The 23,280-nt window shown below is 62.2% G+C and carries 22 protein-coding genes; 6 read left to right on the top strand and 16 right to left on the bottom strand.

Going from position 1 to position 23,280, the window contains the following annotated elements:
* The first annotated feature begins 238 nt into the window (after positions 1–238).
* Complete coding sequence (locus P3T22_RS06515) at positions 239–1,381, top strand: porin (RefSeq protein ID WP_063499890.1); 1,143 nt, start codon at positions 239–241, stop codon at positions 1,379–1,381.
* Between the two features lie 131 nt (positions 1,382–1,512).
* Here the strand turns inward: P3T22_RS06515 and P3T22_RS06510 are convergent, their stop codons facing one another.
* Both P3T22_RS06510 and P3T22_RS06505 read right to left on the bottom strand, forming a co-directional pair.
* Positions 1,513–1,836: a type II toxin-antitoxin system HicB family antitoxin gene (locus P3T22_RS06510; protein WP_063499891.1), complete on the bottom strand. Its 324-nt coding sequence runs from the start codon at positions 1,834–1,836 to the stop codon at positions 1,513–1,515.
* On the bottom strand, positions 1,826–2,077 hold the full coding sequence (locus tag P3T22_RS06505) for a toxin HicA (RefSeq protein WP_429324554.1): 252 nt from the start codon (positions 2,075–2,077) through the stop codon (positions 1,826–1,828). The genes P3T22_RS06510 and P3T22_RS06505 overlap by 11 nt, the downstream gene beginning before the upstream one ends.
* Positions 2,078–2,235: 158 nt before the next feature.
* Between P3T22_RS06505 and P3T22_RS06500 the strand changes: the two genes are divergently transcribed.
* Positions 2,236–2,625: a DUF6232 family protein gene (locus P3T22_RS06500; protein ID WP_063500831.1), complete on the top strand. Its 390-nt coding sequence runs from the start codon at positions 2,236–2,238 to the stop codon at positions 2,623–2,625.
* 340 nt (positions 2,626–2,965) lie between these two features.
* Positions 2,966–4,093: a hypothetical protein gene (locus P3T22_RS06495; protein ID WP_429324553.1), complete on the top strand. Its 1,128-nt coding sequence runs from the start codon at positions 2,966–2,968 to the stop codon at positions 4,091–4,093.
* Positions 4,094–4,239: 146 nt separating this feature from the next.
* Here P3T22_RS06495 and P3T22_RS06490 read toward each other — a convergent pair whose 3' ends face one another.
* Entirely contained in the window at positions 4,240–6,693 is a 2,454-nt protein-coding gene (locus P3T22_RS06490) for a glycogen/starch/alpha-glucan phosphorylase (protein ID WP_429324552.1), read from the bottom strand.
* A gap of 735 nt (positions 6,694–7,428) precedes the next feature.
* Between P3T22_RS06490 and P3T22_RS06485 the strand changes: the two genes are divergently transcribed.
* The gene (locus tag P3T22_RS06485; RefSeq protein WP_063499896.1) at positions 7,429–8,796 is read left to right on the top strand and encodes an MFS transporter; all 1,368 of its coding nucleotides are present in this window, start codon (positions 7,429–7,431) and stop codon (positions 8,794–8,796) included.
* 156 nt (positions 8,797–8,952) lie between these two features.
* Here P3T22_RS06485 and ltaE read toward each other — a convergent pair whose 3' ends face one another.
* Positions 8,953–9,960 (bottom strand): low-specificity L-threonine aldolase, encoded by a 1,008-nt coding sequence (ltaE, locus tag P3T22_RS06480; protein WP_429324551.1) that lies wholly within the window; start codon positions 9,958–9,960, stop codon positions 8,953–8,955.
* A 161-nt stretch (positions 9,961–10,121) separates the two neighbouring features.
* Positions 10,122–10,886 carry a peptidoglycan DD-metalloendopeptidase family protein gene (locus tag P3T22_RS06475; protein WP_429324550.1) on the bottom strand — a complete coding sequence of 255 codons (765 nt, stop codon included), beginning with the start codon at positions 10,884–10,886 and terminating at the stop codon, positions 10,122–10,124.
* A 424-nt stretch (positions 10,887–11,310) separates the two neighbouring features.
* Between P3T22_RS06475 and P3T22_RS06470 the strand changes: the two genes are divergently transcribed.
* The gene (locus P3T22_RS06470; protein WP_063499899.1) at positions 11,311–11,631 is read left to right on the top strand and encodes a hypothetical protein; all 321 of its coding nucleotides are present in this window, start codon (positions 11,311–11,313) and stop codon (positions 11,629–11,631) included.
* On the opposite strand, the gene P3T22_RS06465 is transcribed toward P3T22_RS06470, so the two are convergent.
* From P3T22_RS06465 to P3T22_RS06435, 7 genes are all read right to left on the bottom strand, one after another.
* A complete protein-coding gene (locus P3T22_RS06465; RefSeq protein ID WP_429324549.1) occupies positions 11,628–11,876 on the bottom strand; it encodes a hypothetical protein in 249 nt (82 codons plus the stop codon). The genes P3T22_RS06470 and P3T22_RS06465 overlap by 4 nt on opposite strands.
* 36 nt (positions 11,877–11,912) lie before the next feature.
* The gene (locus P3T22_RS06460; protein ID WP_063499900.1) at positions 11,913–12,230 is read right to left on the bottom strand and encodes a DUF4148 domain-containing protein; all 318 of its coding nucleotides are present in this window, start codon (positions 12,228–12,230) and stop codon (positions 11,913–11,915) included.
* 262 nt (positions 12,231–12,492) lie between these two features.
* Entirely contained in the window at positions 12,493–13,902 is a 1,410-nt protein-coding gene (gndA, locus tag P3T22_RS06455; protein ID WP_429324548.1) for an NADP-dependent phosphogluconate dehydrogenase, read from the bottom strand.
* Positions 13,903–14,143: 241 nt separating this feature from the next.
* On the bottom strand, positions 14,144–14,875 hold the full coding sequence (locus P3T22_RS06450) for a DUF938 domain-containing protein (RefSeq protein ID WP_429324547.1): 732 nt from the start codon (positions 14,873–14,875) through the stop codon (positions 14,144–14,146).
* A gap of 67 nt (positions 14,876–14,942) precedes the next feature.
* Positions 14,943–15,812: an NAD-dependent protein deacetylase gene (locus P3T22_RS06445; RefSeq protein ID WP_429324546.1), complete on the bottom strand. Its 870-nt coding sequence runs from the start codon at positions 15,810–15,812 to the stop codon at positions 14,943–14,945.
* Between the two features lie 97 nt (positions 15,813–15,909).
* Positions 15,910–16,203 carry an oxidoreductase-like domain-containing protein gene (locus P3T22_RS06440; protein WP_429324545.1) on the bottom strand — a complete coding sequence of 98 codons (294 nt, stop codon included), beginning with the start codon at positions 16,201–16,203 and terminating at the stop codon, positions 15,910–15,912.
* A 164-nt stretch (positions 16,204–16,367) separates the two neighbouring features.
* Positions 16,368–17,132 (bottom strand): SDR family oxidoreductase, encoded by a 765-nt coding sequence (locus P3T22_RS06435; protein ID WP_148662366.1) that lies wholly within the window; start codon positions 17,130–17,132, stop codon positions 16,368–16,370.
* 238 nt (positions 17,133–17,370) lie between these two features.
* Between P3T22_RS06435 and P3T22_RS06430 the strand changes: the two genes are divergently transcribed.
* The gene (locus P3T22_RS06430) at positions 17,371–18,228 is read left to right on the top strand and encodes a polysaccharide deacetylase family protein (RefSeq protein ID WP_429324544.1); all 858 of its coding nucleotides are present in this window, start codon (positions 17,371–17,373) and stop codon (positions 18,226–18,228) included.
* A 136-nt stretch (positions 18,229–18,364) separates the two neighbouring features.
* Here P3T22_RS06430 and P3T22_RS06425 read toward each other — a convergent pair whose 3' ends face one another.
* From P3T22_RS06425 to P3T22_RS06410, 4 genes are all read right to left on the bottom strand, one after another.
* Positions 18,365–19,777, bottom strand: a complete 1,413-nt coding sequence (locus tag P3T22_RS06425; RefSeq protein ID WP_429324543.1) for a DUF2252 domain-containing protein — start codon at positions 19,775–19,777, stop codon at positions 18,365–18,367.
* Positions 19,778–19,849: 72 nt separating this feature from the next.
* Positions 19,850–20,863, bottom strand: a complete 1,014-nt coding sequence (locus P3T22_RS06420; protein WP_429324542.1) for a hypothetical protein — start codon at positions 20,861–20,863, stop codon at positions 19,850–19,852.
* Between the two features lie 624 nt (positions 20,864–21,487).
* Entirely contained in the window at positions 21,488–22,969 is a 1,482-nt protein-coding gene (gene mctP, locus P3T22_RS06415) for a monocarboxylate uptake permease MctP (RefSeq protein ID WP_063499909.1), read from the bottom strand.
* On the bottom strand, positions 22,966–23,163 hold the full coding sequence (locus tag P3T22_RS06410) for a DUF3311 domain-containing protein (protein WP_063499910.1): 198 nt from the start codon (positions 23,161–23,163) through the stop codon (positions 22,966–22,968). The genes mctP and P3T22_RS06410 overlap by 4 nt, the downstream gene beginning before the upstream one ends.
* Positions 23,164–23,280 lie beyond the last annotated feature (117 nt).

Here is a 23,280-nt window from a genome sequence, read left to right as displayed (position 1 = left end):
TGCGGCGACGCTCCCCTGTTTTTGCATGCGGGAGCGGTGCCGGCCAAGCAGATCGCCCGCTGTTTCAGCGGGCGATCTGCGTTTACGCGCCCGGAGTGTCGCGCCGGCGCGACAGATTCCAAAAATAAACAAAGCTGTCACAGACCTTACTCGGCGCTCCCTTAAATTTCGGGCCATCGCACGACCTCGCCAAAGAGCACGGTGTGGCGATCGCTTATTTTTTAATCGGAGAATTGTTTTGAACAAGAAAGTATTTGCCGCCGCTACTCTCGCAGTCTTCGCCAGCGCCGCCCACGCACAAAGCAGTGTCACGCTGTATGGCCTGATCGATGCCGGTTTCACGTATGTCAATCACGCCGGCCCCAAAGGCCAGCACCTCTACCAATACGGCGACGGCGTCTCGCAAGGCAGCCGTTGGGGCCTGCGTGGTTCTGAAGACCTCGGCGGTGGCCTGAAGGCGCTCTTCCTGTTGGAAAACGGCTTTAACTCCGGCACCGGCGCGCTGGGCCAAGGCAGTTCGCTGTTCGGCCGCCAGGCATTCGTCGGCCTTTCGAAGAACGGCATCGGCTCGCTCACGTTCGGCCGTCAATACTCGTTCTCGACCGACTATCTGGGCGGCTCGTACGCCAACGGCGGCCAGACCGTCGCGGGCAACTACGCCTACCACATCAACGATATCGACCAGCTCACGTCGAGCCGCATCAGCAACTCGGTCAAGTTCACCAGCGAGAACTTCGCGGGCCTGACGTTCGGCGCGATGTACGGCTTCTCGAACCAGGCGGGTGCATTTGCTGGCGCGCCGGGCGCTACCGGTTCGTCGTCGGCTTACAGCTTCGGCCTGAACTATGCGAACGGTCCGTTCGGCATCGGCGCGGCGTATACGGACATCCGCTACCCGGGTTCGGCATCGCCGACGACCTTCTCGACGACGCTCGCTAACTCGGCGATCAGCGGTACGGCTAAGGACCTGTCGACGGTCGGCGTCGGCACCAGGTACTCGATCGGCGCAGCTACGATGTGGGCTCTCTGGACGCACACGAACATCGAGCAGATCACCGGGCACATGACGACGTTCAACGCGTACGAAGCAGGCGGCAAGTACGCATTCACGCCGGCACTGACGGGCGCGCTGGGCTACACGTACATGCAGTCCAGGGATCTGACCAACGGTCACTGGAATCAGATCGATGCCAGCGCCGACTACGCACTGAGCAAGCGCACCGACGTGTACCTGCTGGGCGTCTATCAGCAAGCTGCGGGCAAGACGTCGAAGAATACCGATCTGCAAGCGCAGATCGGCTCCAGCGCGAGCAGCTACCTGCCGGCCGCAGGCGCAAGCACGCAACTGGCGGTTCGCGTAGGCCTGCGTCACAAGTTCTGATCGGGTGTTGCCGGCGAGGAGCGCGAGTTCCTTGCTGTCCCGAGGTTCTGGAAAACGCCCTGCGGGGCGTTTTTCTTTTTGGGGGGTGGTTCGAGTGCCATGCGACGCACTCTGCGCGCCCACGCCGACACTTACGCCGCGAGCTTCATACTCACTAGCCGATTCAGACTGACGCCCTGCTCAGCCGCTTGCATTGCGAGCGCGCGATGCTGCTCCGGCGGTATCCGAACTCTGAACTCGCCGCTATAGCGCTTCTCGGCCAATGGTTCGGGTGCCGCCTCGCCGCTTTCCTGCATATCCGCGACTGCTTCGGCGACAGCTGCGCGAATGCCCTTCAGCGCGGCATCCGGGGTGCGCGCAAGCCACGATAATGACGGAAACTCCGCGCACAAGCCGACATGTTCGCCGTCCTCGGGCGACCAGGTAACGCGATAGGTGTAGTGATCAGCGGGCATGTTGACTCTCCGTGAGCTTTTCTATGGCTTGTAATACCTGACGTACCTGATACGCCTTGGCTTTGCCGTTATCGTTTTGAATATTGACGCGAGGATCTCCCGGCCACGGCGTTTTGAACACTGCGTGGCTCGTGCTCGAGCGGCGTGGTTCGCCGAAATATTGCGTGCACACCTTAAGTAACGCCGAGAAACGGACATTGGTCGGCTCGCGGCGCATCTGGCCAAGAATTTTCTCCGTCATGAATCCATGGTGCCATTAGTGATACCACTTTTCAAGCGTCAGGCTGAAGTGTGGCACTGAGCGAATCGATCAGCAGCGTCTTGCGCCACCTGGCCACTTCCAGCGCTGCCGCCGCATCTGGTACGCTGCGCCCTTCGCTACCGCTTGCATTGGACTCGATGGAAACCCCTTTCAATGACCGCGGCGTGTCGGTCACGCGCAACGCACTCTCGTCGGCCGGCCAGGTCTTTCCGCTGCGCGACATCGTCGACGTGCAGGTCGTCACCGTACAGAAGAACAAAGTTCTGCCGCGCGCGATCTCGCTCGCCGGACTCGTGGGCGCTATTGCCGGCGGGATATTGCGCTCCCCCGTCGGCATGGTATGCGGCACGATGCTGATCGTGGTCGGCTGGCTCACGTGGGCGACTCAGGACATCACGCATCGTTTGATGGTGCAGACCGCGAATGGCCCGCGTGAAGCGCTCATGAGCACCGACCGCGAGTTCGTCGAGCGGGTCGCCGCAGCCGTGCACGATGCAAAGGCTGCCACCTCGGCGCCCGGGGCTTGAGCAACCGCCATCCGCAATCGCGCCACGCTCGGTCGCGCGCAAGCCACCGTGATCCGCCGTCCGCGCGACTATTGACATAGATCAATGCTTGCACGGGCAACTTGCTAGCTGCCCCTCAAATCTTTACACATCTTTGCAATTGTCCGCGGGAGGCCGTGTAGAGTCGCCGCTCCTGTTATCGCGTGTTCCCTCCCGCAGGCCCCCGCAAGCGTCCCGGTTTCCCCCGCCCACGCCGCAGCAATCCAGTGAGATTGCCGCCAGTGCTGTTCGAGTTGCCCAACCGGCAGCTCACGATGCATCGCCTTCGCCAGGGACCCGCCTTTTTGCAAAGCGTGATCCTATGTCCCTGTCGTATCTCGATGCCGCGCGCCGGCATGTCGGTTTTCATTTCCGTCCTCATTTCCGCCTTCAATTTCGCCTTCAATTTCGTCGTTCTGCCGCAGCGGCGCTGATCGCAGCCGGTGCGCTCGCCGCGTTGACCGGCTGCTCCGTCACCTTCCCCACCCCCACGCCGCCAGCCGCCAACGCCGCGCTGATCAACGGCGGCAACGATGGCCTGCTGATTCCGCTGCACGTGGAGCGTGCCGACGAAGATCACGCACGCCTCGGCCTGCCGGTCCAGCTCGACGGCAAGCCGGTATACATGGCGCTCGACACGGGCACGCAAGGCACGCGAGTGTTGAAGTCGGTGCTGCCGGGTTCGAGCTATGCGAGTGCCGGCGGCGTGACGTCGTTGTCATTCGCGAACGGCGTAGAAATTCTCGGGGCGGCCGTCAAGGTGCCGTTCAGCCTCGCCGGCACGACGCCAACGCCGATCGCCACACAAGCGGTGGACGTCGTGCGCTGCCTGCCGAATGCGCGGAAGTGCGTCGGGATGGACGGCTACACCGGTGAATTCGGCTGGGCGTTTTCCGGCATCGTCGGCGTCGGCGCCGCGCAGCCGGACGATAGCTGCTGCACCCAACCATTGCGTGCGTTGCCCGGCAACATCGGCCAACGTTATCTGGTGCACTCGAATTTCGCGAAGCCGTACATGGTGTTGAGCCCCTCGAACGCGATTACAAAGGACTACACGATGGTGCCGATGACGGTGTCGAAAGACGGCACGGCGCAATGGCCGCGAGGCTGCGTGAATGTGGGCGACAAGATGACCTTCTGCGCGCCGCTGGTGTTCGCCACCGGCAGCACCGGCATGATCCGCATCGAAATGGACAAAGCGCCCAACTGGACCGGTGACGGCGATGTCGGCAATGTGCTCGACCAGGGCAACTATGCGACGGCCATCGGCACGGGTTCGTGGGTGCACCGTTACGAGAAGGCGCAAGTCACGATCGTCAAGGCGAAGCCGGACGCTAGCCGGATCGTGGTCGGTTTGATGGCGATGCAGAATATCGACGTGCTGTTCGATTTCCCGCGCGGGCAGTTAGGTCTGCATGCCGCGCAAGAGAGCGAACGATTCGCTCCGTGATGTTCATGGGTCGATAGAAAAGGCCGTGCGTAATGAACTGCACCCCAAATCGTTGGACGGGTGTCCAACTTTTGGGGTGCAGTTCATTACGCACGGCCTTTTCTTATTTGAGCACGCATTTTAGCAAGCGCCGCAACACGCCCGCGTCACTCCAGACTGAGCGGATTCACATGCCAGATGTTGCGCGCATATTCGCCGATGGTGCGGTCCGATGAAAACTGCCCCATGCCCGCGACATTCTCGATCGCGCTCTCGGCCCACGCGCGCTTGTCGACGAAACGCGCATCCACCTCGTCCTGCGCTTTCGCAAACGCGGCAAAATCGGCGAGCACCATATAGTGATCGCCCCAATCCACCAACGTGTGGAAGATGTCCGAGAAGCGCAGCGGATCGTCCGGCGAGAAGAAGCCCGTGCGAATCTGGTCGAGGGCCATGCGCAGTTCCGGATTCTCCTCGTACACATGCCGCGGCCGGTAACCGGTGGCGCGCAGGTCGTCCACTTCGTCAGCGGTATGGCCGAAGATAAAGATGTTCTCGCGCCCCACCGCGTCGCAGATTTCGATGTTGGCGCCGTCCATTGTGCCGATCGTCAACGCGCCGTTCAGGGCGAGTTTCATGTTGCCCGTGCCTGATGCTTCAGTGCCGGCCATTGAAATCTGCTCCGACAGATCGGCCGCCGGAATGATCAACTCGGCCACGCTCACGCCGTAGTTCGGCACGAACACTACCTTGAGGCGATCGCCGATCAACGGATCGTGATTGACCTTCTCGCTGACGTCGCCGATCAGCTTGATGATCGTCTTCGCCATGCGATACGCGGACGCGGCCTTGCCGGCGAACATCACCACGCGCGGCACCCAATCGCGCTCCGGATTCGCGCGAATCTGGTTATAGCGCACGATCACGTGCAGCACGTTCAGCAACTGCCGCTTGTATTCGTGAATGCGCTTGACCTGGAGGTCGAACAACGCATCGGGATCGAAGTGCAGTTTGGTGTGATGCGCGAGCCGCTGCACGAGCCGCAGTTTGTTCTGCCGCTTCGCTTCACGAAAGGCCTCAAGGAACGCACCATCGTTGCGCAGATTGCGCAGTTGTTCCAGCTCGAACAGATTGCTGCGCCAATGCGTGCCGATCTGCTGATCGATCAGCGACGACAGCGACGGACTCGCCTGCGCCAGCCAGCGCCGCGGCGTGATGCCGTTGGTGACGTTGGTGAAACGGTCCGGATAGAGGCGCGCGAAGTCGGCGAAAATATCGCGCGTCATCAGTTGCGAGTGCAGCTTCGATACGCCATTCACCTTGTGACTCGCGACGATCGCCAGATACGCCATCCGCACACGCCGCTGGCCATATTCGTCGACGAGCGAAATGCGGCGGATCATCTCGCCGTCATGTCCCAATTGTTCGCTGACATGCTTGAGAAACCCCGCATTGATCTCGAAGATGATCTCCAGATGCCGCGGCAAAAGGCGCGCAAGCATCTCGACGTCCCACGTTTCGAGCGCTTCGGGCATCAAGGTGTGGTTCGTGTACGAGAAGATCCTGGTGACGTGCTGCCATGCCTTGTCCCACGGTTGATGATGAACGTCCACCAGCAAACGCATCAGCTCCGGAATCGCCAGCACCGGGTGCGTATCGTTCAAATGCACCGCGACTTTTTCGGAGAAGCGCCCGAACGTGCTGTGTGTGCGCTGATAGCGGCGAATCAGGTCCTGCATCGTCGCTGAAACAAAGAAGTACTCCTGACGCAGCCGCAACTCGCGGCCCGCCGGCGTCGAATCGTCCGGATAGAGCAGCCGCGAGACGTTCTCAGACATGTTCTTGGTGTCGACCGCGTTGCGGTAATCGCCGCGGTTGAAGGCGCCGAGATCGAGCTCTTCGGTTGCGCGCGCGGACCACAGGCGCAGCGTGTTCGTCGCACTGGTCGCGTAACCCGGAATCACCGTGTCGTAGGCGGTGGCGTTCACATGCTCGGTGTCGATCCACTCGACATGCTCGCCGCGTTGTACCGTGCGCCCGCCGAAATGCACCATGTACTTGATCTCGGGCCGCGGAAACTCCCACGGATTGCCTGCGCGCAGCCAATAGTCCGGCGCTTCGACCTGCTCGCCGTCGACGATCTCCTGACGGAACATGCCGTATTCATAACGGATACCGTAGCCGAAGCCCGGAATGCCGAGGGTCGCCATCGAATCGAGAAAACAGGCGGCGAGCCGCCCGAGACCGCCGTTGCCGAGGGCCGCGTCCGGCTCGATATTGACCAGCGTGTCCATATCGACGCCGAGACTGGCGAGCGCCTCCTTCATCTGATCGTGGATGCCGAGCGCGAGCAACGCGTTCGTAAACGTGCGGCCGATCAGGAATTCCATCGACAGGTAGTAGACGCGTTTGACGTCCTGTTCGTACTGCAGGCGCGTGGTCTTCATCCAGCGCGCGACCAGCCGGTCGCGCACGGCGAGCGCCGCGGCATGCAGCCAGTCATGCGGGTGAGCGGTGACGGCGTCCTTGCCGACGCCATACATCATGCGATTGGAAATTGAGCGCCGTAGCGCGTCGACGGTACTGTTGAGCTGGTCGAATTCCAGATCGACGGCTGTCATCGAAGCCTCCGGGAAATGACGACGCGACATGCGCGAACCGCATAGGTGACGGACGGGAGGCGCGTGCCGGTCAGGCGGGTTAACAAACAGAGTACGACATTTTACGGCCCGCGAACATCGGCGAGCGCAAGCGGGTGTTCATGCACATGCCATGCCCGCCGACACACGCTGCTTCACGGCTTTCGCGCACGTACCCGGTGCAGACGCAGCCGGTGCGCGGCACTGCGCGCGTGCATCGGCCCGCAAAACAGGCAAACGATGGCGAGCAGTGAAAGCCGCCTGCATGGGAGAGGCAGCACGATTATTTTTCCGACGTGTGACTTGCCGATGAATGCGTTGACCGGCTCTATATGTGATCAAATCGGAGCGCCTCGTCTGCTGAACGGTGGTGCTGAAGTGGTACGTGACGACGCCGAGGCGCGCCGGTTCGAAGATGCCGCCCGGGCTTGACCGTTAGTTGCATTGCAAGCACTCGACAACGCGCCCCGCCCGCTGACCGGCCAGCACGATTTCCACGTCTCTGTAACAATCGCACCATTCGCCGCGCGAGCCGACCTGACTGCTCGACTCAGGCCCCGCGCGCTTCACGCCACGCAATCCTGCCGCTTGCGCCGCGCTATCCCTCCGACGCGCCCGGCGCCACGGCATGCATAACCGACGAGCCACGCCTTGCCCGATCAACCCAGCGCCACCCGTGGCGCCACGCTCGACCAAACCCTTCCAGCGGACGGCCCAATGAGCGCCGCCAACCGCCGCGCGATGGCCGCGATCATGCTCGCGGTCGCGCTCGCCACGCTCGATACCGCGATCGCCAACACTGCCCTGCCCGCCATCGCCGGGGATCTGCACGCCGCGCCCGCGGCGTCGGTGTGGATCATCAACGCCTACCAGCTCGCGATGGTCGCAACACTGCTGCCGCTCGCCGCGCTCGGCGACATCGTCGGGCATCGCAGGATTTATATCGGCGGCATTGCGCTGTTCACGCTGGCGTCGCTAGCGTGCTCGCTCGCGTCGACGCTGCCAATGCTGGCCGCCGCGCGCGTGCTGCAAGGTCTCGGCGCGAGCGCGATCATGAGCGTCAACACGGCGCTGATCCGCTATCTGTATCCGCCGCATCGCCTCGGACGCGGCCTCGGCACTAACGCACTGATCGTCGGCGTGTCGTTTGCGGTCGGGCCGACGGTGGCGTCGCTGATTCTGTCCGTTGCCGCATGGCCGTGGCTGTTCGCGGTCAACGTGCCGCTCGGCCTGCTGGCGCTGGCCTTCGCGTGGCCTGCGCTGCCGCACACCGAGCGCGGCAAGCACAACTTCGACCCGGTTGCGGCGCTCCTCAACGTGATCACCTTCGCCGCGCTGATCTTCGCGCTCGGCGAGGCGGCCCAGCGCGCTTCGACGCAACGGGTGCTGAGTGCGGCCGCGGTCGCCGTGGTGTTCGGCGTATTGCTGATTCGCCGTGAAGCCGGTCACCCGGCGCCGATGCTGCCGGTCGATCTGTTCAAGCGGCCGGTGTTCGCGTTGTCGGCGGTGACCGCGGTGTGTTCGTTCGCCGCGCAAGCGCTGGCGTTCGTGTCGCTGCCTTTCTACTTCGAGGATGTGCTGCATCGCAGCCAGGTCGAGACAGGTTTTCTGATGACGCCGTGGCCCGTGGTGGTCGCGTTGGCCGCGCCGCTGGCGGGCAGTCTGTCCGATCGCTATCCGCCGGGCTTGCTTGGTGCGATCGGCCTTGCGGTGATGTCGGCAGGGATGGCGTCGCTGGCATTGCTGCCGGTGCATCCGCATGTGCTCGACATCGGCATCCGCATGGCGATTTGCGGCGCGGGCTTCGGCTTCTTTCAGTCTCCCAACCTGAAGGCATTGATGGCGAGCGCGCCACCCGAGCGCAGCGGCGGCGCCAGCGGCATCGTCGCGACGGCCCGGCTGCTCGGACAGACCACCGGCGCTGCGCTGGTCGCGCTGAGCTTTGGCATCGCCGGCCGGCACGGACCGACACTCGCGCTCAGCGCCGGCGCCTTCTTTGCCGGCGCGGCGAGCCTCGCGAGCGGACTGCGTCTGTTCGCGCCGTCGCACCGCGCGGGCGTGCACGCGAAAGCGTCGGCGGAATAAAAGAAACGGGCGCACTGCAGTGGCTGTGCGCCCGTTTTTCTAAACTGCCTGAGTCGCGGTATTTTCGATCCCGCCATGTCGATTCAGGCGTTTCTCTCCAAGCCGCTCAAACCTGGCATTTCAATCCCAGTCCTGCCATCCCGCCTGAGCGATCGATCACCGCGCGGCGAAATACCCCTTCACCGCGGCGATAAACGTATCGATATCCGCACGCGACACATCCTTATGCGTGACGAAGCGCGACGCATAGAGCATCTGCGTGAGGATGCCGCGCTCCTTGAGCCACGCTTCGAGCGGCGCGCAATGCTGCTGCGGAAACTGCGCGAACACCATGTTGGTCGCGATCGACTGCACCTTGACCGGGTCGATCGCTTCCAGACCGGCCGCCAGATGCGCGGCATTCGCGTGATCGTCGGCAAGACGCTCGACGTTGTGATCCAGCGCGTACAGGCAAGCCGCCGCCAGCACGCCGGCTTGGCGCATCCCGCCGCCCAGCACCTTGCGCCAGCGATGCGCCACCTCGATCAGCGTCTGGCTGCCGACCAATACCGAGCCGACCGGCGCGCCCAGGCCCTTCGAAAAACAGATCGAGATCGAATCGAACGGTTCGCACAGCGCCGCGACCGGCTGGCCCGAAGCAACCGCCGCGTTGTAGACCCGCGCGCCGTCGAGGTGCGCCGACAACCCGCGCTGACGCGCCAACTGCACCGCCTCGTCGACATAAGCCGCCGGCAGCACCTTGCCGCCGATGGTATTTTCCAACGCCAGCAGCCGGGTGCGCGCGAAGTGGTTGTCGATCGGCTTGATCGCTGCGGCGATCTTCTCGAGCGGGATCGAACCGTCGGCGGCATTCTCGAGCGGCTGCGGCTGAATGCTGCCGAGCACCGCTGCGCCGCCGCCTTCGTACTTATAGGTGTGCGCCAACTGGCCGACGATATATTCGTCGCCGCGCGCGCAATGCGCCATCAACGCCGCCAGATTGCTTTGCGTGCCGCTCGGGAAGAACAGGCCTGCTTCCTTGCCGGCGCTCTCCGCGACCGCTGCTTGCAGGCGCAGCACGGTTGGGTCGTCGCCCCAGACGTCGTCGCCCACTTCGGCGGCTGACATCGCCGCGAGCATGGCCGGAGTCGGACGGGTTACGGTGTCGCTGCGCAAATCGATCATGGTGAGAGCCTTGTGTGTCCCTGTTTGTGTCAATGCATGACAGCCTGCGACAGGCGGCCCGCGTGCCGCTTCATCTGCTCCGATGGAGGGACGCGGCTCCTGCCGTTGAGCCACACAGTGTATTCAATTAACGCGGCGCTGAAAACCGCGCTAAAAGCAGCTTACCCGCCCGACTTCGGCAGCCACGCAAGCGGATCGACCGGCTGGCCGTTCTGGCGCACTTCGAACTGGATCGACGCCACGCCCCGGCTATCCACGCCGACTTCGCCGATGGTCTGACCTTGCGCGACAGCGTCGCCTTCCTTGACCAGCAGCGTGCTGTTCTGCCCGTAGGCGGTGATCAGCGAGTCGTCGTGCTTGATGATGATGAGCGGACCGTAGGCTTCGATCCCCGTGCCCGCGTACACCACCCGTCCGGTGGCGGCCGCCTTGACCGGATCGCCCGGATGGCCGCCGATCACGATGCCGTTCGACTTGCCCGGCGCAAAGGCTTTCAGGATGGGCCCACGCAACGGCCACAGCAGCACGCCTTGCTGCGCAACACCGGGCGCGCCAGGCGTCGTAGCCGAATCATTCCGGCCGGCAACATTGACCGGGGGGGTCACCACGCTACCCGACGCCATCGGCGGAGCCACCCGCAGCACCTGGCCTGGATTGACGGCCGCATTCGACGCGAGACCGTTCCACGCCGCAACCTCCTGCGGCTTACGGCCGTACGCCGACGCGATGCCCGCCAGCGTGTCGCCCGGATTGGCGCGGTAGTAACCGGCCGGCACAGGGACAGTGGCAAGGGTAGTCGGACGGGACGGCGCGCTGCTGTAGAACGGCGTGCTTTCCCACGGCATCGTGGTACAGCCGCTGAACATCACGCCGAGTGTCGCCGAGATCAGCAACCGGGTCGCCGTGAATTGCCATTGTCTTGTCATGTAAATTTCCTCGACACTTTGATTCAATCGGATTCAATCAGCCCCCAAGCATTTGCCGTGCCTCTGGGTGCAGGCGCTGCGGCGTGTATCCATTATGCCGCCCGCATATGCTGGCGATATCGAGCGCGCCCCATGGACGCGCCGCAGTGAAGCGCTTGCTGCGAATGATCTTCAGGGCGGATAGCGGCTCGAGAATCAGACGCTGCCGGCGCGTTATCCGTGCCGCATACGGGACCACCCGGCCCGGCGGGATCACGCGTTTCGACTGGGCCCATTATAGGTGTTGCGGCAGGCACGACCGCCGGCAGGAGGCCGCCCGAGCACATTCGTATGATCATTGAATCCTTTCAGCCCTCGCCTATACTCAGTCATGCTGCCGCAGCGTACCGTAAGCAAAACGCCTGAATCCTGCGAGGAGTTGGGGATGAACAAAGCCACGTTTCTGGCCGTGCAATTCAACGTCGACGATGTTGCGGCGTCGCCCGGTTTGGTCGAGTTGCTGAACACGCATCTGGTTTTCGCGGCAGACGTCGCCGAAGCCGCCGACGCGCTGGTCCAGTTGGCCAGCATCGCGGGATTGTCGAGCGGTGTCGAAGCCAGCGTCGAGATTCCGGCTCTAGCGATCGAACGGCTGCGCGAGGCGCTCGACAATCTCAGCGGCTACGACGAATCCTGGTTGCTTGCCCTGGAGCCAAGCCGCGCGTTGTTCGACGAAATAGGCCGTCGGCAACGCACCGTGCATTAAAGCTGCGCTCGGACGGCGAAACGCGCCGCGCGCAGCTCGAAGCGCAACGCGTGGCCGCGCAGGCGCATCTGAACAAGGCGCATCGGCAGGTTCATCAGCTCAATCTGACCAGCAACGAAGGGATTCCGCATTTGCCGAACCGTTGACGCGTGCTTCGAAACCGATCTAACGGCGAAGCCTGGGCCGTAAACGACAAAACGCCGCCCGGCAATCCGGTCGGCGTTTTCGTTATTGCCCGCCGCCAATCAGCAAGGCGGCGTGTCCATCTGCTTCGGCGCGAATTAGTTGCCGAAGTAGACCGAGTTGCGGTCATTGCTGCTCACCGGACGACCCGCTTGCGAGCTGCCTGCGATCGGTGCGCCGTAGCCGCTGTTCACAGCTTGAGCGGTGCCGTTCTGTGCGTCGACGCGTGCCTGTGCGGCTTGCAGGTTAGCCGGGTAGTTGATTTGATCGCCGCTCGGGTTGTAACCCGCCTTTTCGAGTTGCACCAGTTGAGCGCGTACTTCAGCGCGCGTCACCGGCTGGTTCGATTGAGCAAACGAAGCAACAGGAGCGACCAGAGCGGCAGCGACGACAACTGCAGAGATAAGAGTCTTCATGATGTAAACCTCCAGAACTTGTATTTAATGTGCTTTGGGCTCGTTGTCCCGTAGCGCTTAAGTACAAGTTTAGGAGCGTTGACACCTAGGGGAAACCCCTAAAACGACGAAACTCTATTTCGAATTTCACAATAATAGGCAAGCTGCCGAGTCGGCACGCTATTTGTCTGATAGCCTTCAGCAATAATTGCCTGCTCGATTTCATTCGGTCGCGCGGCCCGGCGCGCCTTACTGCACGCGCGCCGGGCCGCAATTCAAACACTTAACCCCAGTTCGCGTGGAAGCTGCCCGGCTTGTCGATACGTTCGAACGTATGCGCGCCGAAGAAATCGCGCTGTGCCTGCACCAGGTTCGCCGGCAGGCGTTCCGAGCGATACGCGTCGAAATAGGCCACGGCCGACGCGAACGCCGGCACCGGCACGCCCGCATTGATGGCGGCAATCACCACTTCGCGCAACGCCGACTGATAGTTCTTCGCGATGTCGCGGAAGTACGGGTCGAGCAGCAGATTGGCGATCGCCTTGTCTTTCGCATAGGCGTCGGTGATTTTCTGCAGGAAGCGGGCGCGGATGATACAGCCGGCGCGGAAAATCTTCGCGATTCCGCCGTAATCCAGATCCCACTTATACTCTTCCGACGCCGCCCGCAGTTGCGCGAAACCTTGCGCATACGAAATCACCTTGCTGAAGTACAACGCGCGGCGCACTGACTCGATGAACGCATCACGCCCGGCACCGAGCGGCTTCGCCATCGGTCCTTCCAGCACCTTGCTCGCGGCCACGCGCTGATCTTTCAGCGACGACAGCACGCGCGCGAACACGGCTTCCGTAATCAGCGGCAGGGGCGCGCCGAGGTCGAGCGCATTCTGGCTGGTCCACTTGCCGGTGCCCTTCTGTGCGGCGCGGTCGAGGATCACGTCGACCAGATCCTTGCCGGTTTCTTCGTCTTTCTTCTTGAAGATCTTCGAGGTGATTTCGATCAGATAGCTATCGAGCTCGCCCTCATTCCATTCGGTGTAGACCTTGGCCAGTTCCTCGTTCGACAAACCGACCACCTGCTTGAGCACCGCGTAGCTCTCGGCGATGAGTTGCATGTCGCCGTATTCGATGCCGTTGTGCACCATCTTCACGAAGTGGCCCGCGCCGTCCGGTCCCATGTACGCGACGCAGGGCTCGCCGTCCGGCGCCTTGGCGGCGATTTCGGTGAGAATCGGGGCGACAAGGTCATAGGCGTCGCGCTGGCCGCCAGGCATGATCGACGGGCCTTTCAATGCGCCCTCTTCGCCGCCCGACACCCCCGTGCCGATGAAATGCAGGCCGGCTTTTGCGAGTTCCTGATTGCGGCGGATGGTGTCGGTGAAATGCGTATTGCCGCCGTCGATCAGGATGTCGCCCTTGTCCAGCAGCGGCTTGAGCTGCGCGATCGTGGCGTCGGTCGGCTCGCCTGCCTTGACCATCAGCAGAATGCGGCGCGGTTTTTCCAACGACTCCACGAACTCTTCCAACGTGAAGGCCGGCACCAGCTTCTTGTCCGGATATTCGGCGATGAGTTCGTCGGTTTTCTCGCGGCTGCGGTTGTACACCGACACCGCATGGCCGCGGCTTTCGATGTTGAGCGCCAGATTGCGGCCCATGACCGCTAGCCCCACCACGCCGATTGCCTGTTTGCCCATGTGAATTCTCCAGAGTCCAATTATGTCGAGACGCCGCGCCGGAAGGAACATCGGCGGGACGTCGAGGGTGAAAGGATAAAAGAAATGCCGGCTTGCCGCTCGTTGGCGCACATTGACGCTCAGCGAGCGAACCTTTTCCGCTACGTGTGGCTGCCTCACGAGACAACTCGCCCTTTACCTCGTAACGCGCTTTATGGCGCACGTTACGACGCCGATCAGGCACCCACACGTCGAACGTCTGTCAGACCCGCGCCACGTCCTGGCGTTTCCTGAACACGAGACTGAAATTGTTGGCCGGCATCGCAATCGGCTCGTCGCACACGAGTCCGACCGATGCGCCCAACGCTACCACGGCCTCCATATCGCGCACGCCCCACGCGGGGTCGCGGCTGCGCAACTGCTGATCGAACGCATCGTTGCTCGGCGAGATATGCGCGCCGCCGCGTTTATAAGGACCGTACAGATACAGTACACCGCCATCGGCCAGACGGCGGCTCGCGCCGGCGAATAGCGCTTGCGTCGCGCTCCACGGCGAGATGTGAATCATGTTGATACAGACTACGGCGTCGAGCTTGTCGAGCTTGTCGAGCTTGTCGAGCTTGTCGAGCTTGTCGAGCTTGTCGAGCTTGTCGAGCTTGTCGAGCTTGTCGAGCGTATCGGGCTTGTCGTGCTTATCCACGCCCCAATCCGCCTGATGCACGTCGAGGGCGAGCGGTGCGCGCACGTTCGCCAGCCCTTCGTGCGCAACCCACGCCGCAATCGACGCACGCGCATCCGCATCGAGATCGCTCGGCTGCCAGTCAAGCCCAGGCAACGCGCGGGCGAAGCAGACAGCGTGCTGGCCCGTGCCACTCGCGATTTCCAGCACGCGGCCGGTGGCGGGCAGCACCTCGCGCAATACAGCAAGAATCGGTTCGCGATTGCGTTCGGCGGACGGCGAACGTTGCCGCAACGCCGCATGAAAATCAGTCATGTTCACCCTGTTTCAATATGAGGCCGTGCACACGCGTTCGGCGCGTTCACGGCTGTAGGTGGCGTGTTCAGTCCAGCGCCAGACGGCCCGCGAGCGCGGTCAGGGTATCGGCGCAGGGTGCGGCGATTTTCAGCGACAGCAGCGCATCGGCGCGCGTGCGCCCGAGATTGATCGCGACGAGCGGCTTGCCCTGCTTCTGCGCCCACACGCAGAAACGGTAGCCCGAATAAACCATCAGCGACGAGCCGACCACCAGCACCGCGTCCGCCGCATCGAGCGCCTGCGAAGCCGCTTCGACACGCTCGCGCGGCACGCTTTCGCCGAAGAACACCACCGCGGGCTTCAGCAAACCGCCGCAGTTCGTGCACGCCGGAATGCGGAATGATTCGATATCGTGCCACTCCAGATGCGCGTCGCCGTCGGCGGCGGTTTCGGCGGTGACGTTCAGCAACGCGGGATTGTCGGCTTCGAGCGTCTGCTGGATCGACGCGCGCGAATGCTGCAACCCGCAGTCCAGACACGTCACGGCGTCGATGCCGCCATGCAGTTCGATCACCTCGCGGCTGCCCGCCCGTTGATGCAAACCGTCGACGTTCTGCGTGACGAGCGTCGGCACATGTCCCGCGGCTTCGAGCCGGGCCAATGCGGTATGCGCGGCATTCGGCTGCGCGTCGGCCACCACCGGCCAGCCGACCATGCTGCGTGCCCAATAGCGCTGGCGCATCGCGGCCGTGCCGAGAAATTCCTGCAGCGTGATCGGCGGCGAACGCTTCCACGCGCCATTGTCGTCGCGATAGCCGGGAATGCCGGAGTCGGTGCTGATGCCCGCGCCGGTCAGCACGAACAGACGCGGATAACGCTGCACGAAGGTATGCAGGTCGTCCAGCGTGTGCGATTCGTTGAACGGTTCGATGTGCGTGGGTTGAGGGTTGGTCATGACGGGGATAGGGTATGGCTGCGGATTCGACCGGTCATTGCAACACCCAGTGTTTCAACAAGGTTCGTAAACTGCAAGGTCCGACGAGGTCGACCGTTCAGCGGCGCGTGCGCGATTTGCTCTGCCGCGCATGTGCCGTGCGCACCGTTTGCACCGTTTGCACCGTTTGCACCGTTTGCACCGTTTGCACCGTTTGCACCGTTTGCACCGTTTGCACCGCTCGCGCCACCTGCCGCGCCTGCCACTCGGCGAGCGCTGATCGATAGCGCTCGAACGCTTCATCGTAGAGGTCGAAGATGCACGGATTGCAGCCACTATGACAACAATCGTCGAGGTCGGGCTGCACGGGCGGCACCGGCTGCAGGTCGTCCTTGGGCGAGGCACGGGGCACGGCGAATCGCTTTTTCGAAAGGCGGGAAGCGCTCAGTATAAGTTGATCTCCCGCGATGCGCGCTGCAGCGGTTCGACATCAACCCGCGACCTGAATCCGCGCCTTCAATTCACGCCCCAAGCCCTTTCCTTCAACCCGCTCTCGCCGTGAACGCTGCGCCGTGCTCAGCCCCTGCCGACGAACGGCATCTTGCTCGCCATGATAGTCATGAACTGCACATTCGCCGACAGCGGCAATTCCGCCATATGCAGCACCGCGTCGGCAACGTGCTGCACGTCCATCAACGGCTCGACCGCAATTTCGCCGTTCGCCTGCGGCACGCCGCGCGCCATCCGCTCCGCCATTTCCGTTGCGGCATTGCCGATGTCGATCTGCCCGCACACGATGTCGTATTGGCGGCCGTCGAGCGAAACGGCTTTCGTGATGCCGGTAATCGCGTGCTTGGTCGCCGTGTAGGCAATGCTGTTCGGCCGCGGTGCATGCGCGGAAATCGAGCCGTTGTTGATGATGCGGCCGCCTCGCGGCGTCTGCGTTTTCATCAGACCGAATGCGGCACGTGTGCAAAGAAACACGCCGGTGAGATTGGTGTCGACCACCGAGCGCCATTCGTCGATATCGAGTTCGTCGATATCGACTGGGGAGCCGTTGCGGCCTGCGTTATTGAACAGCACGTCGAGCCGGCCGCGCCGCGCACGGATCGTGTCGAACAGCGCGGCGACGCTGCCGGCATCCGTCACGTCGCAGGCCACGGCGAGCGCGTCGCCACCCAGTTGCTGCGCTTCTTCGACCACGGCGTCGAGCGGCGCCTGGCGACGGCCGGCGAGGACAACGCTATAGCCATGTTCCAGCATCTTGAGCGCGCAAGCCCGGCCGATGCCGCTGCCCGCGCCCGTCACCAGCGCCACTTTCTTGGTTCCCGTTCCTGTCACAGCGCGTCTCCTGCTCCGTTTCTTTGGCCTTAGCACCATACAACAGCGGATTGTCCACCACAAATGCAAGGGCGCGACCGTCGCCAGGCATGACGTCTTTCAACCTGCTTTCATTATTTGCCGTTCATGTCCGCGGCCGCGTCGAACGACGCATCAATGGTATCGTTTGCCGTTGCGCGTCGCGCGCGCGATTCAAGACCTTCCCAGGACGGAGGAAGGAAGACAGGAAGCACGCTTAATGAACGAACTCTCCACGCCGCCACAAGGCGGTGACGCCGTGCCGCCGCGCCGCTGGCCGCGCACCGGCTATCCCGCGATGCTCCCTGCGACCGCCGCCTGGCACGTATTCGTGCTGGCCGGATGGCTGCTGGCGCCCGCCGCGTGGCCGTGGTGGCTGGCCGCGATTTTCGCGAATCACGCTATTTTCACGGTAGCCGGACTGTTGCCGCGCACCACGCTGCTAGGCCCGAACTGGACACGCCTGCCTGTTGGCGCGCACAACGCAGACGCGATCGCACTGACCATCGACGACGGTCCCGATCCGGTCGTCACACCACAGGTGCTCGATCTGCTCGACGCCTTCGACGTGCGCGCCACCTTCTTCTGTATCGGCGCGAAAGCGCAACGTTACCCGGAGCTCACACGCGAAATCGTCGCACGCGGGCATGCGCTGGAAAACCATTCGCAGGTTCACGTGCACACGTTTTCGGTCACGTTTCCGGGCGCGCTCACGCGCGAGATCGACGCGGCGCAGCGCACCTTCGAAGCAGTGAGCGGCGAGCGGCCGCTGTTCTTCCGCGCCCCGGCGGGGTTGCGCAACCTCTTTCTCGAGCCCGTGCTGCGCAAACTCGATTTGCGGCTCGCGGCGTGGACGCGGCGCGGCTACGACACGCGCGAGCGCGATCCGCAATTGGTCGCGCATCGGCTGCTTAACGGCCTTGCGCCGCGCGACATTCTGCTGCTGCACGACGGCAATGCCGCGCTCACCATCGAGGGCAAACCGCTGATCCTTGCCGTCCTGCCGCGCGTGATCGACGCGGCCCGCCGGCAGCACTTGCGCTTCGTTACGCTGCGTGAAGCACGTATCGACGACTGAGCCGCCCCCCCTTCCCGCGAGTGCCGGCCACCCCGCCCGGCACTCGGCGAGCCACGCAAACATTGCTCACGCAACTCGAACGCGGCTCAAACGCGGTTTAAGCGCAACTCAAACGCAGCTCAAGCGCGACTAACTGTTACACGCGGAAATCCGCCGCCATGTCTTCGTCCGTGCGCGCCTCGAGCTCGCCGTTTCGGCAAGCTTTCAGGAACACGTCGTAGTCACGTTCCACCTGGTCCGCGTAGCTGCAGGCATAGCCGGTGAGCGATTCCGCGAACTGATCGCCGCGGCCGATATACGCGCTGACTTCGATCGCCTGGCCGCTCGCCTTGGCATGCGCGCGCGCCATGATCCAGCCGCAAAGTTTCGCGTAACCTTCCAGCAGGTCGGTATCGAACAACTCGATGTTCGCCGACAGTTTCATGTCGCGCAGTTGCCGGAAGTAGAAATGGCGCCCTAACGGACCGTTCGCCCAGCCGAGAAAGATGTCGCTCGCGGCTTGCAACACGCGCTGCCCTTGCACGACGCGCTCGCCCTCGTGCTTGATGGCCGGCGACTTGTAGTACTGGGAGATCACCGACGGCCGCGCCTCCTTGAGTTGCAGAAACAAAGGCTTGCCCATGTGATCCACGCTTAGCACAACCATACAGCGAGTGCCGACGCTGCCAACGCCCACCACTTTGAACACGATATCCTGCACGGTGAAATGGGCGAGCAACTCGCGCCGGTCGTGCGGCATCGTCTTCAGATACTCGCCCCACATGCGTTCGAGCATCTTGCGCCAGTTGGCGCCCCTGAATGCTTCGGTTTCTTCCGGCGTGAACAGCGTGTTCGCGCCCAGCACGTGAAACAGCGCCGGCGGCGCGTCGCGGATCGTCCAGCGGTCGCCGTCGAAATCGGCCATCTTTTCCATCAGGTTTTCGTGAGTACGGCTCGCGGCCTTTTCCATGCCGCGCCGCACGATGCGGCGGCGTTCGGGGCTCAGTGCGGTTTCCGCCATGCGGTCGAAGGTGATGCGGTCGTACCAGAGCTCGAGCGCGCCGCACTGCGCATACTGCGCCATGCGGTCGCGGTATTCGGTGACGGCGGTCATCACCAGATGCTCCGCCGTGCCGCGGCTCAAGCGCATGTGGCGCGCGGCGACCACGAGGCTCGCGGTCAGGCGTTTCAGGTCCCATTCGAAAGGACCCGTTGCAACTTCGTCGAAGTCGTTCAGATCGAATACGAGTTGACGCTCGGGCGTCGCGAATCCACCGAAATTCATCAGATGGCCGTCGCCGCAAATCGGCATGGTGAGGCCGGTGTCGGGAATCTGGCTCAGGTCATGGGCCTGAATGATCGCGGTCCCGCGAAAGAACGTGAACGGCGACACCGACATGCGCCCGTAGCGCAGCGGCACGAGCCTTTCGACCCGCCCCTCGCTGCTTCGCTTAAGCAACTCGATTGGGTTGCGATGCAATTCGCCTACCGTGCGATGGCTCGAACGTTTCGAGTGCTCACGGGCGGCACGGCCACGGGCCTCCCGTTCGGCGATGGTGCTGGCTTTCATGCTCTTCTCCGGTTTTTGTATGAATCTTTACTATCGGTTCTAGAAGACTGCTTCTGCGGGCACGGTGAGCCGTCACCAACGGTAGCCCACACCGCCGAAAATCACATCTGAATCGCGATCATAGCGTGTCACGACACGGTTCCATTCGATCCGCGCATCCCAATGATCGGTCAGGCGATACGAGCCCGCGATCGTGACGAGGCCCGAAAATTTCCCGGCACCTGGCCCCGGCGTAAGACTGTTCTCGTTTTCGTTGATCGCGTAGTAGGTGCCGACGCCGAGCGCCAGCGTGACTTTGTCATCGAGGAACGCGCGGGTCGCCCACAATTGGCTTGTGATACCGTCGCGGCGCGACACCTTGCTGCTGCCTTCGTGCAGATAGCCGAGCGTCACGTCGAGGTATTTCGCGAGGCCGCGCCGGTACTCGATCGCGCCGCCCGGCGCGGTAGGCGAGCTGGTGGAATTGATGATGGTTTCGCCGAGGTAGACCGCCACTTCGTTGTTGGTGACCTTGTGCGTGCTGCCGCTCGCCCAGTCGCGCGGACCGGGGGTGCCCGGGGCATCGAGCTGATAGCCGACGCCGAACATCACGCTTGTCGCATCCGGCCCGCGTTGCACATGCACGCGATTCAACTGCAACTGGGTGATCCACCGGCTCGACGCGTAGTACGCGGCGCGCACGCTGTACACGACACCCCAGCCGTGCGTGTCCGAATAACTTCCGCCTTGCACGGCCGTGGTGGTGTCGAAGTAACGGTATGGGCCGATGCCCGCCTGCAGGACGAACTGCGGGCGCCCAACGGGAATGCGGCCCCATAGCTGGATCATCTGGCCGTCGCGATGATGGTCGGGGATGTGTCCTTCATTGAGCCACGTGAAGCTCGCGGCAAAGTATTGCCCGAGCCCTTCCTGATAATTGAACGCCCACGTATAGGTGTTTGTGTTGCCCGCGCGCGAACCCCCTCCGAAAAGCGAAAACTCCTGAGCGTGAGCCGCGTTGGACGCGAACAGAAGTCCGAGACCGGCAATGCAGGAGGCGGCCTGGATTGCCAGCCTACCGGTCACAGCAAAATTCAGGTTCCGCATGCTCCTTGCATCTCCGGATGAGTCGCTGTCGCTGCTGGGATTCATGAACTGACGAGAAGCCGGTTCACAGCTTGGGGCGCCCGAACCGGCAGTCTTTACAGTTACAAATTGATTGCCATGCTAGCAGACCGCTTGGAAAAAATGTCACTCCATGCATTTTGAATAGGCCGGTCACACAGCGATTTCCTCGATTACGCAATCCGCAAATGCCCACGACTAGTTGCAGCCGCAACGACTGACCACAATGGATAAAGAACTACCGGAACTCAATTCGATGGACTAACCAGTTGGCGAATATTTGCTTTTCCACGGACTGTTGAAGTCGGCGCGCGCAGCGCCGCCGGAGGTATGACTGCCTTGTCACTCGCGCCGAATGTGCGAGAACACGGATTCCAGATGCTCCACTACCGCAACTGTGCGGGGGACCCGCTTAGCAGGGGGTTCGAGCCGCTTTCTTTTGCCTACTTTTCTTTGCGGCAGGCAAAGAAAAGTAGGTGCCCGCCCCGCACAGGGGCGACACTAATAGACCAATAAGAAATCAAGGAAAGGCCAAAGAGCCAGATCAAGGAAAGGCCAGCGCCGCAGGCATACAGACATACGGCGCCAGCCATCCAGACACCAACGTCAAACAGCAGCCACAACCCTCCGCGGTGACAAAACCGACACAACAAAACTAATCACAATATTAGCGGCCAACGCGATCAGTCCGATATACAGCGGATAGACAGCATCACCGATATGCAAAGCGAACACCGGCTTGAGCCCTTGCGAAATAGCCAGCCCGGTCCCTAACACGATCCCGACAAGCCACCCGAGAAACAGCCCCGTCGTATTCAGCCGTCGCGTGTACAAAGAAAACACAATAGCCGGGAAAATCTGCAAAATCCACACCCCACCCAGCAATTGCAAATCAATCGCATACTGCGTCGGCAGAAACACAATAAACAACAGCGCACCAAACTTCACAACCAGCGAAACGATCTTCGCGGTCGAAGCCTCAGCCTCAGGCGTAATATCCGGCGAAACGAGAGGCCGCCACAAATTCCGCGTGAACAGATTAGCCGCGCCAATCGACATGATCGCGGCGGGCACCAACGCGCTAATCGCGATTGCCGCGGCCGCAAAACCGACGAACCACGACGGGAACAGCGTGTTGAACAGCGCCGGCACCATATCGGACGCCGACTTCACATGCACGCCAGCCGCAATCGCCATATAGCCGAGCAACGCGATCAGCCCCAGCAACAACGTATACGCCGGCAGAAAAATCGCATTCTTGCGCACTGTGTTAGCCGACGAGGACGACAACACCGCCGTCATCGTATGCGGATACATGAACGCCGCCAGCGCCGAACCCAAAGCAAGCGATGCATACGCCGTGAACTGCGTCGGTTTCAGAATGATCCCGGTTGCGCCGCCCTTGGCCTTGAAATACGTATCGGCCGCATCGAACACATGCGCATAGCCGCCAAGCTTCACCGGAATCAGCCAGATCGCCGCGATCACGACGATATAGATCATGATGTCCTTGACGAACGCGATCATCGCCGGCGCCCGCAAGCCGCTTGCATAGGTGTACAACGCAAGAATCACGAAGGCGACGATCAGCGGCATTTCACCGGTCACGCCGAGCCCCTTGATCACCACCTGCATCCCCACGAGCTGCAGCGCGATATACGGCATTGTCGCGACGATACCCGTGATTGCGACCGCAGCAGGAAGCCACTTGCCGCCGTATTCACCCTGCACATAGTCCGCTGCCGTGATGTGGTTCTTCGCGTTGGCGATCTTCCATAGCTTCGGCATCACCGCGAACACGAACGGATAGACAATGATCGTATACGGCAGCGCAAAGAAACCATACGCGCCCACGGAATAAACCAGTGCGGGGACCGCGATCACGGTATAGGCGGTATAGAAGTCGCCACCCACGAGGAACCACGAAATCACCGTGCCGAACTGGCGGCCGCCCAGGCCCCACTCATGCAATTGCGTCAGGTCGCCCCGCTTCCAGCGCGCGGCAAAGAAACCGATCACGGTGACGAGAACAAAGAACGCGATAAAGACGGTCATTGCGACCGGGTTCACAGGATTGACATCGCTCATTTGACACCTCGGTACACAACGTAAATCAGTAGCGAGGTCAACGGAACCCACAAGAACTGATACCAGTAGAAGAACGGAAAACCGGCGAACGAGGGGCGCGTGTCGTTATAGAACGGCAACCACAGTAACGCGATGTACGGGATCAGCAAGATCAGCCATAGCCAAGAACGGCCGGAAGATGGGGAGGTCTCCATGAACTTCTCCTAAGTCTATTATTGAAACCGCGCGCTATGACTTGTAGCCGGACACGCGGAACACCGGTTACCTGATATTAGACGGCAAAACCGGAGTTTGCTTTTTGCAATGCGCGC

The sequence above is a fragment of the Paraburkholderia sp. GAS348 genome, assembly GCF_050434205.1.
GTDB lineage: Bacteria > Pseudomonadota > Gammaproteobacteria > Burkholderiales > Burkholderiaceae > Paraburkholderia.
Note: the sequence above shows the minus strand (reverse complement) of the source record. Positions and strands in the feature narration are given on the sequence as shown.

What these genes read in the sequence shown, in the direction of transcription:
- P3T22_RS06510 (WP_063499891.1), bottom strand. Translation starts at nt 1,836, where the DNA reads ATGCCCGCTGATCACTACACCTATCGCGTTACCTGGTCGCCCGAGGAC.
- P3T22_RS06505 (WP_429324554.1), bottom strand. Translation starts at nt 2,077, where the DNA reads ATGACGGAGAAAATTCTTGGCCAGATGCGCCGCGAGCCGACCAATGTC.
- P3T22_RS06500 (WP_063500831.1), top strand. Translation starts at nt 2,236, where the DNA reads ATGGAAACCCCTTTCAATGACCGCGGCGTGTCGGTCACGCGCAACGCA.
- P3T22_RS06495 (WP_429324553.1), top strand. Translation starts at nt 2,966, where the DNA reads ATGTCCCTGTCGTATCTCGATGCCGCGCGCCGGCATGTCGGTTTTCAT.
- P3T22_RS06490 (WP_429324552.1), bottom strand. Translation starts at nt 6,693, where the DNA reads ATGACAGCCGTCGATCTGGAATTCGACCAGCTCAACAGTACCGTCGAC.
- P3T22_RS06485 (WP_063499896.1), top strand. Translation starts at nt 7,429, where the DNA reads ATGAGCGCCGCCAACCGCCGCGCGATGGCCGCGATCATGCTCGCGGTC.
- ltaE (WP_429324551.1), bottom strand. Translation starts at nt 9,960, where the DNA reads ATGATCGATTTGCGCAGCGACACCGTAACCCGTCCGACTCCGGCCATG.
- P3T22_RS06475 (WP_429324550.1), bottom strand. Translation starts at nt 10,886, where the DNA reads ATGACAAGACAATGGCAATTCACGGCGACCCGGTTGCTGATCTCGGCG.
- P3T22_RS06470 (WP_063499899.1), top strand. Translation starts at nt 11,311, where the DNA reads ATGAACAAAGCCACGTTTCTGGCCGTGCAATTCAACGTCGACGATGTT.
- P3T22_RS06460 (WP_063499900.1), bottom strand. Translation starts at nt 12,230, where the DNA reads ATGAAGACTCTTATCTCTGCAGTTGTCGTCGCTGCCGCTCTGGTCGCT.
- gndA (WP_429324548.1), bottom strand. Translation starts at nt 13,902, where the DNA reads ATGGGCAAACAGGCAATCGGCGTGGTGGGGCTAGCGGTCATGGGCCGC.
- P3T22_RS06450 (WP_429324547.1), bottom strand. Translation starts at nt 14,875, where the DNA reads ATGACTGATTTTCATGCGGCGTTGCGGCAACGTTCGCCGTCCGCCGAA.
- P3T22_RS06445 (WP_429324546.1), bottom strand. Translation starts at nt 15,812, where the DNA reads ATGACCAACCCTCAACCCACGCACATCGAACCGTTCAACGAATCGCAC.
- P3T22_RS06430 (WP_429324544.1), top strand. Translation starts at nt 17,371, where the DNA reads ATGAACGAACTCTCCACGCCGCCACAAGGCGGTGACGCCGTGCCGCCG.
- P3T22_RS06425 (WP_429324543.1), bottom strand. Translation starts at nt 19,777, where the DNA reads ATGAAAGCCAGCACCATCGCCGAACGGGAGGCCCGTGGCCGTGCCGCC.
- P3T22_RS06420 (WP_429324542.1), bottom strand. Translation starts at nt 20,863, where the DNA reads ATGCGGAACCTGAATTTTGCTGTGACCGGTAGGCTGGCAATCCAGGCC.
- mctP (WP_063499909.1), bottom strand. Translation starts at nt 22,969, where the DNA reads ATGAGCGATGTCAATCCTGTGAACCCGGTCGCAATGACCGTCTTTATC.
- P3T22_RS06410 (WP_063499910.1), bottom strand. Translation starts at nt 23,163, where the DNA reads ATGGAGACCTCCCCATCTTCCGGCCGTTCTTGGCTATGGCTGATCTTG.